The sequence below is a fragment of the Achromobacter sp. genome, from assembly GCF_049647645.1.
Taxonomy (GTDB): domain Bacteria; phylum Pseudomonadota; class Gammaproteobacteria; order Burkholderiales; family Burkholderiaceae_B; genus Achromobacter.
Genome location: NZ_JBARYB010000073.1, coordinates 1 through 6,226 on the forward strand (window position 1 = coordinate 1; position 6,226 = coordinate 6,226).

Annotated in this window: 9 protein-coding genes and 1 pseudogene; 1 reads left to right on the forward strand and 9 read right to left on the reverse strand. The window is 49.0% G+C overall.

What is annotated here, in order from left to right; genetic code table 11:
- From WBB14_RS08580 to WBB14_RS08610, 7 genes are all read right to left on the reverse strand, one after another.
- Window positions 1-188 (reverse strand): hypothetical protein (locus WBB14_RS08580; protein ID WP_424239445.1); only part of this gene is annotated, 188 nt, incomplete at its 3' end.
- A gap of 169 nt (window positions 189-357) precedes the next feature.
- Complete coding sequence (locus tag WBB14_RS08585; protein ID WP_424239446.1) at window positions 358-765, reverse strand: helix-turn-helix domain-containing protein; 408 nt, start codon at window positions 763-765, stop codon at window positions 358-360.
- Between the two features lie 90 nt (window positions 766-855).
- A complete protein-coding gene (locus WBB14_RS08590) occupies window positions 856-1,254 on the reverse strand; it encodes a hypothetical protein (protein ID WP_424239447.1) in 399 nt (132 codons plus the stop codon).
- Between the two features lie 418 nt (window positions 1,255-1,672).
- Window positions 1,673-2,086, reverse strand: a complete 414-nt coding sequence (locus tag WBB14_RS08595) for a hypothetical protein (protein WP_424239448.1) — start codon at window positions 2,084-2,086, stop codon at window positions 1,673-1,675.
- A gap of 124 nt (window positions 2,087-2,210) precedes the next feature.
- Window positions 2,211-2,447: a hypothetical protein gene (locus WBB14_RS08600; protein WP_424239449.1), complete on the reverse strand. Its 237-nt coding sequence runs from the start codon at window positions 2,445-2,447 to the stop codon at window positions 2,211-2,213.
- 362 nt (window positions 2,448-2,809) lie between these two features.
- The gene (locus WBB14_RS08605; RefSeq protein ID WP_424239450.1) at window positions 2,810-3,205 is read right to left on the reverse strand and encodes a hypothetical protein; all 396 of its coding nucleotides are present in this window, start codon (window positions 3,203-3,205) and stop codon (window positions 2,810-2,812) included.
- A gap of 53 nt (window positions 3,206-3,258) precedes the next feature.
- Window positions 3,259-3,537 carry a hypothetical protein gene (locus tag WBB14_RS08610; protein ID WP_424239451.1) on the reverse strand — a complete coding sequence of 93 codons (279 nt, stop codon included), beginning with the start codon at window positions 3,535-3,537 and terminating at the stop codon, window positions 3,259-3,261.
- Between the two features lie 263 nt (window positions 3,538-3,800).
- Here WBB14_RS08610 and WBB14_RS08615 point away from each other — a divergent pair.
- Window positions 3,801-4,495, forward strand: a pseudogene (locus tag WBB14_RS08615) (transposase); the annotation flags it as partial.
- Window positions 4,496-4,929: 434 nt separating this feature from the next.
- Here the strand turns inward: WBB14_RS08615 and WBB14_RS08620 are convergent.
- Both WBB14_RS08620 and WBB14_RS08625 read right to left on the reverse strand, forming a co-directional pair.
- Window positions 4,930-5,169 (reverse strand): hypothetical protein, encoded by a 240-nt coding sequence (locus WBB14_RS08620; RefSeq protein WP_424239452.1) that lies wholly within the window; start codon window positions 5,167-5,169, stop codon window positions 4,930-4,932.
- A 684-nt stretch (window positions 5,170-5,853) separates the two neighbouring features.
- Window positions 5,854-6,226, reverse strand: a 373-nt coding sequence (locus WBB14_RS08625) for a hypothetical protein (protein ID WP_424239453.1), incomplete at its 5' end; no start/stop codon positions are given.

Below are 6,226 nucleotides of genomic sequence, written 5' to 3' on the forward strand. Positions count from 1 at the left end.
ATCACCTTATCCGACACCCGAAGAAGAAGCTTCGCATCGCTCACATACAAGGCAACTAGGTTTCCGCCTACAAAGTCTCCTTCCCCGGACAGGGCCAGACCCTCAGCCAATGAGGCGCTTTCCCGAACCCCCCCATCCATTTCATCCACATAGATATAACTATTACTAGTGAATCTTCTCAGTATCATCACCTACCCCGATAGGCGTCATCAAGCGCGAGAACTTCCATAGTGCTGAATCTTTCCTTAAAGAGCTAGCGATGCGGCATCGTCCGTTGCGTGTCTCCAATCAGCTTGGCCGGGTTGTAACGCCTGAAGGACTTGTAGTCGTTGTGGTTGCCCAACGCCCGGTTCGGGATCATCGCGTTAAGCCCTGAAGGCAATCAATAAACTCGCCGCGAACGCCAACGTCATAGCCCTCGACGCCTGCATTGAGAGCAACTGCCGCAAAACGTCGGCCGGCGTACGTGCGCCCAATCGCTAGGTACGGCTTCGGCCGCCGACCGCGCTTTAAGAACCGTTTTTCCGTATTACACGCTCGGTACTTCGCTGGCCCACAATTGCGGCTAACCTCTCTCGAGGTCGTGGAAGCTGAACGGGCCAACTCGCGCCCGATAGCCCGAAAACTAGTACCCCTGGCGCGCTCCTGAGCTGACAGGCATTCAGCACGGCGTGTCCTGCTCCGAGGCGAACTGCCTTCGTCATATAGAAGATATGAAAAAGCAGTCGCAGGAGGCTTAACAATGCGGCGCGCAATAGAGCTCATCTATGTCCCCTTGCGCCACAGCTGCCAGATCCAAGACTTCCTTTGTGCAGTCATGGCGCCGTGAATACTGACCATTGCACACCTCGCAAATTAAACCAAATTCAAATTAATTCTGGATGCCGGCGGCAACGGCTGCTCTGGAGTCCAATTCCAACCCGTAATCTCCACAACATAATCTTCAAAATCACATGATGCGACAACAAATATTGCACGCTCTCGCAGCCAAACAATCATCTTCGAAACTCCAAGCCTAAATGCGTCCTCAGTGATTATCACATCCGAGTCCGTATCAATTTCAACATAATACCGCGACCTATCTACTGGATAAGTCAGCGATTCTGATGCTGCATTTGAAAAATAGACTTCATTTCTGAACACGTCGCACTCAACGACACCACCGCCAAAAAAAAGAGCCACCCCTTCATCGAGCAATGAATCCATTGCGGCCTTGTCGGCATTAGAATCAATGTAAATTTTGCAGTAATTCATAAAACAACTTCTAGCGTAATTTATATATCAAGGACGACTGAGAACCGTTATCGAAGGCTTCCAAACTGCGGATTACGGTCCTGTTAAACCGTTCGACGTAGGCATTCTGCTGTAGTTTGTCCGACCGGATATATTCGCGCGCGCTGTATGCCCTAAGCGCAAGCCCACTCGACGATCGCCGCACTCAGGCATTCCGGGGCGGTATCGCACCAAATAGCGAGAAATTGACTCAAATCATATCTGCAGTACTAACCGTAGGTGTCGATGATAATTTTCAACAGGATGCAAGAAGCGGCCTGAACATTCAAAGTCATCTGCCGTCGCATTAAATTCCGCTTCGGCATGTACACCCCCAATTGGCGGCTTCACACAAATTACCGTTCACATCTTGGTTACGTTCTCTAAGCAGCAACAACATCTAATCTATATTCATGCTCCCCGAAAAATCGACAAACACCTCCCCTCCCCACTTAGTGGTGAAATTTATTGGAAACAACGAACTAAATTCCAAATCCTCGTCGCGCCCTATATTAGAAAACAAATCCCTGATCTGCTCTCTAGATATATCAGGCAAATTTTTATTTAAATGATAAATTGAATTTTTATAAAACAAACCGATAGAGAAAATTCTTTCAACACCGACTACATATCCGTCAAATCTCAGACCTGAAGCTGTTACCAACTCCGCGCTGATGAACAAATCTCTCGTCCGCTCCGGCAGATCATTCATCTCTACAACTGGATGAAATAACTCACTATCTTCGTCATACTTCCATACTGGGAAAATCTGAAAATCGGCCAACCGCAAATAATTTCTCGTTCTATTTTCCAAGCTGGACTCCTTTAATCATCCCATATTCCATAAGCAGTCGTTGCGCAGCATCTCGACTAGATTTTGGAACAATCACAATACTCACCCCCTCTCCAGCGATCGGGTCAAGTCTGCCACCAGACTATCAATCGTTCCAATTTGGCGCGCTTGGTGCCAGCCCAATAAAATTGAGTGACGTATCAAACTGCGCGAATCGCAACTGGCGAGAATCCACACGATGAAACCCCGCTGGGATGTCTCCAGAAGATAGATTCACAAGCACCGACTTCTGCGGTAGGGCTTCTCCTTGTACCGAGAATTTCGATGCTTCCAGCATCCACCTGGCAACCAGCCATTGCCTGCGAACTACAACTTCAATCATGTCGGTCCTACGGGGCAACCTGTCATCCCAAGACGGCCGCACCCTCTCCCACCACATCAAGTCCTTTAGTGGCGCCCGCGGCCACACCGCCAGCCGCTATCTCCCCTGGAATTGAATCCGCAATCGCTAAAAATGGGGGGATTACCCTCCACTGCTACGCTTTTTACGAGGAGGGCAGGGAAGGGTTGGCAGCCACTCGGACATCTCAGCGCTCATCTTATTTTCCAATAACGCCAAGCAATAACACTGTCAACTTCTTAGATGACCGAACCGCCTTTTCCAACCTATCGCCTGGAACCACGAATTTTCTGGTCGGATTAAGCAAATAGCCCGCGCCAAACGTAGTCTGACACATTAAATCATTAAATTATTGCTTCAAACTTCTTCCCCAACAATTCCATTTCTGATTTTTCGGAACGGACAGCACAAAAATAATTCCAATGATCCACTGCCGAAAGAAACTGCTTTATCGAAAACTTCTCTGGAACTCCGCCATCTTCAGAGTATTCCGAAATATTCTCATTGGATATCAGAACGAATCCTCTTGCGACACGTGGAGGGCCTATCCACACATATTTGTCATTAACACTCCAAACTGCGACATTCGGATCCAGTTGAAAGTATTGCCCTTGTTTCTCCAAATTCAAAACCGCAACTACGGCACTTAGTTCTGCCGGAACCGATTCAACAATAAAATCCAACAAAGTATTAGTCGCATTTCTCAGAATTTTGTCACGCTTATCTACGGCATAGAACATTGGAACCACAGATCCACTCGGTGACTTGAAAATTTCTGCGGTGATTTTTATTTTCAATTTTCAAACGCTATAAAAACGCCCCCACTCCAAACCTCTTCTTTTGTTAGGCAAATCAAATCATCCGTCTCTAGAGCAATAATATTATTGTTTTTATTTCTATTAATAACATTATGCTCTCGCATCTGTCCTATTTTCTGCCTTTCCTTTGCATCGACATAAATTGTCGCCCCCCTTCCAAAGGGACCACTAAAAGCCTCCGATTTTTCGCATGCAAAAACAGTTATGCCACTAGACAAAAAGAATACCTCTCTCACCGCCAATGGAACTGACATTTCTAAAGGCCCTTATCTCTTAATATGTTGAGAATTCGAACATCTTCAACACTCAAACCAAGCATGTTCTGGTGCCGCATCATGAAATCCTTAACGTGCGTCTCCGCGCTTCCTAGGCCGCAAGTTCCAAGGCGATCGACTATACCAAGCCGCGCTTGCGTTTCATGCAAGAACTCCTCGCGAACAGCAGCTTTGCTCGGATTTTCACGCAACAATAGCGATGAAGTCAGAAGTAGAATTTTCTCGTTGAGGAGTTCTACCGCATGAAGAAGTCGAGATTTACGGATAGCCCGATCATTGAAGCGATCAAGTGCGTGGAGGCTGGCCTTGCCGTTCCTGAGCTGTGCCGGAAGCTGGTCATCAGCTCGGCCACGTTCTACAAGTGGCGCTCCAAGTACGGCGGCATGGACGTATCGCTGATGGCGCGCATGAAGGAGCTGGAGGCCGAGAACGCCCGGCTGCGCAAGATGTACGTCGAGGAGAAGCTCAAGGCCGAGATCGTGACGGAGGCGCTAGAAAAAAAGTGGTGAGGCCATCCCGCCGCCGCGAGATGGCCCAACGTGCCGTGCAGAATCGCGGCATATCGATTCGGATGGCCTGCGAGGCGTTCAGAGTCAGCCAGAGTTGCTATCGGTACGTCGCCAAGATGGACGCCGAGAACGAGGAAATCGCCAACTGGCTGCTGCGTCTGACCGACAATCACCGCAACTGGGGCTTTGGTCTGTGCTTCCTGTATCTGCGCGATGTTCGAGGGCTCGGCTGGAACCATAAGCATGTGTACCGGATCTATCGCGAACTCGAACTGAACCTGCGGATCAAGCCGCGCAAACGGCTGCTTCGACAGACGCCTGAGCCACTGACCGTGCCGACCAACGTAAACCAGGTATGGTCGATGGACTTCATGCATGACCAGCTTGCTGATGCGCGCAGCATCCGCGTGTTCAACGTGATCGACGACTGTTGGCCGGCGGCCGGATCTCGAACGTGATTTGGTTGTTCGTTAAACGTAGTCTGACACGTTAAATTCGACACGTTAAATTCGACACGTTAAATTCTAGCAACACAGTCAAGAAGCCCATTCCAAAATCTGCGGCAACTCCCCCTTCTCCAACTCGCGAGTTATTTTAAATGTAGCCCTTCTGAAATAATGCATACCACCATCACCGGGCATAGAATTCAACAAGATAACCTCATTGCTCATCTTGTTTAGCTCGAGCAAGCCGCACTCTCCAATCTCATTTTTGAACGAATACTTAGCCGACGATTCCGACTCAAACACTTTCTCAATTCTTACGTAAAACCCCATAATTACTCCGGAATCCAAGTTCACTTAGCCCTAATAGCCGCATTATGAACATCCATATAGTTGGTTTTGAATATTCCCTAAAACTTCTATTCAAAAATATCATGGCGTATAAAATCAATATCAGATTTAAAATAATCGCCTTTTGTCAACCTATTCCATGCATTGAACATGTCCGGATCCGCATCAAATTGCTTTAAGCCAGATCCCAACTGGTGCTCTTTGTAAAATAAATGATCCTTCACCCGAGAAATTCTTACCTCAGACCAATCGGTATTTTTTGCAATTGCAGCAACGTCAGCTGAATCGCGTCGAACCAGGGTCAACAACCTGTCGAGCTCCGGTTTGTCTGACCGTCCCAATTGCCGACACCGTATCACCAGCTGTCAAGAATATCGAATCCGTTCCCGTGAGGCCGGACCTCAGCCCCTGCCGAGCCGACATAGACTCGACTGGTCATGCCCCCCCCATCAACCCCCGTCCGCCCACAATCGCATCACCAGCCAGGCTGGCCCCTCAGCAGCTTCCCTCCCACACCACCCGCAGTCCATTCAAAAGCTACTTCACCCAGCTGTTCTGGTGTTCCATTCACGACAGCACGTAGAGGCCGACCAATGGCACCGTCTACCAATCCAAGGCCCAACTTTGCGGTGGTGAGACCTAAGCCCTCCTCTTGCGCCTGCCTGAAGAAGTTGCTCTGGGGACTGACCTTGTAGCTAGGGTGTCCCGCCCACTCATGCAGTTGACCCACCACATAGCCGGTCGCGTCTGCCGACGCATAGCCGATTTGTTGAGCCGTATTGAGAAGCCCGCCAGGCATCTCCTTCGCGGCCGTACCCGCCCCGGATAGGAAGCGTCCGAATTTATTGAACGTAAAGAATAGTTCTACTGGACCTATTTCTCGGATGCTGTCTGCCGGCCTGACCGGGAGCAAGGGGGCCAGAGGAACAGCGGGGATCCGTTAAACGTAGTCTGACACGTTAAATTTCTAGACACCCATCAGCGGCAATTTTTCAATCATCGCTGATAAAAAACCAGGAATACTCTTTCATATAGTTCCCCCTCGCCACCTCCGAGTTCACTATATAAACAACGAATGCGCAAAAATCCAGTTCTTCGTCCTCTGGCATACCGTAAGCAGGAGAAGCGAGCGGAAAGTTCCGCCACCAAGACTCATAAGATATCTCAACTTCAAAATCCGCATCGGCAGCAAAAAACCGTGTTATGCCACCGTCAATATGCTTATATTTCAACTCTAAAACTGGGTCTTGCAGGTTTATCACCTTATCCGACACCCGAAGAAGAAGCTTCGCATCGCTCACATACAAGGCAACTAGGTTTCCGCCTACAAAGTCTCCTTCCCCGGACAGGGCCAGACCCTCAGCC

Coding starts and splice junctions, on each gene's coding strand:
- WBB14_RS08605 (WP_424239450.1), bottom strand. CDS start 3,205: ATGTTCTATGCCGTAGATAAGCGTGACAAAATTCTGAGAAATGCGACT.
- WBB14_RS08590 (WP_424239447.1), bottom strand. CDS start 1,254: ATGAATTACTGCAAAATTTACATTGATTCTAATGCCGACAAGGCCGCA.
- WBB14_RS08585 (WP_424239446.1), bottom strand. CDS start 765: ATGAGCTCTATTGCGCGCCGCATTGTTAAGCCTCCTGCGACTGCTTTT.
- WBB14_RS08610 (WP_424239451.1), bottom strand. CDS start 3,537: ATGTCAGTTCCATTGGCGGTGAGAGAGGTATTCTTTTTGTCTAGTGGC.
- WBB14_RS08600 (WP_424239449.1), bottom strand. CDS start 2,447: ATGATTGAAGTTGTAGTTCGCAGGCAATGGCTGGTTGCCAGGTGGATG.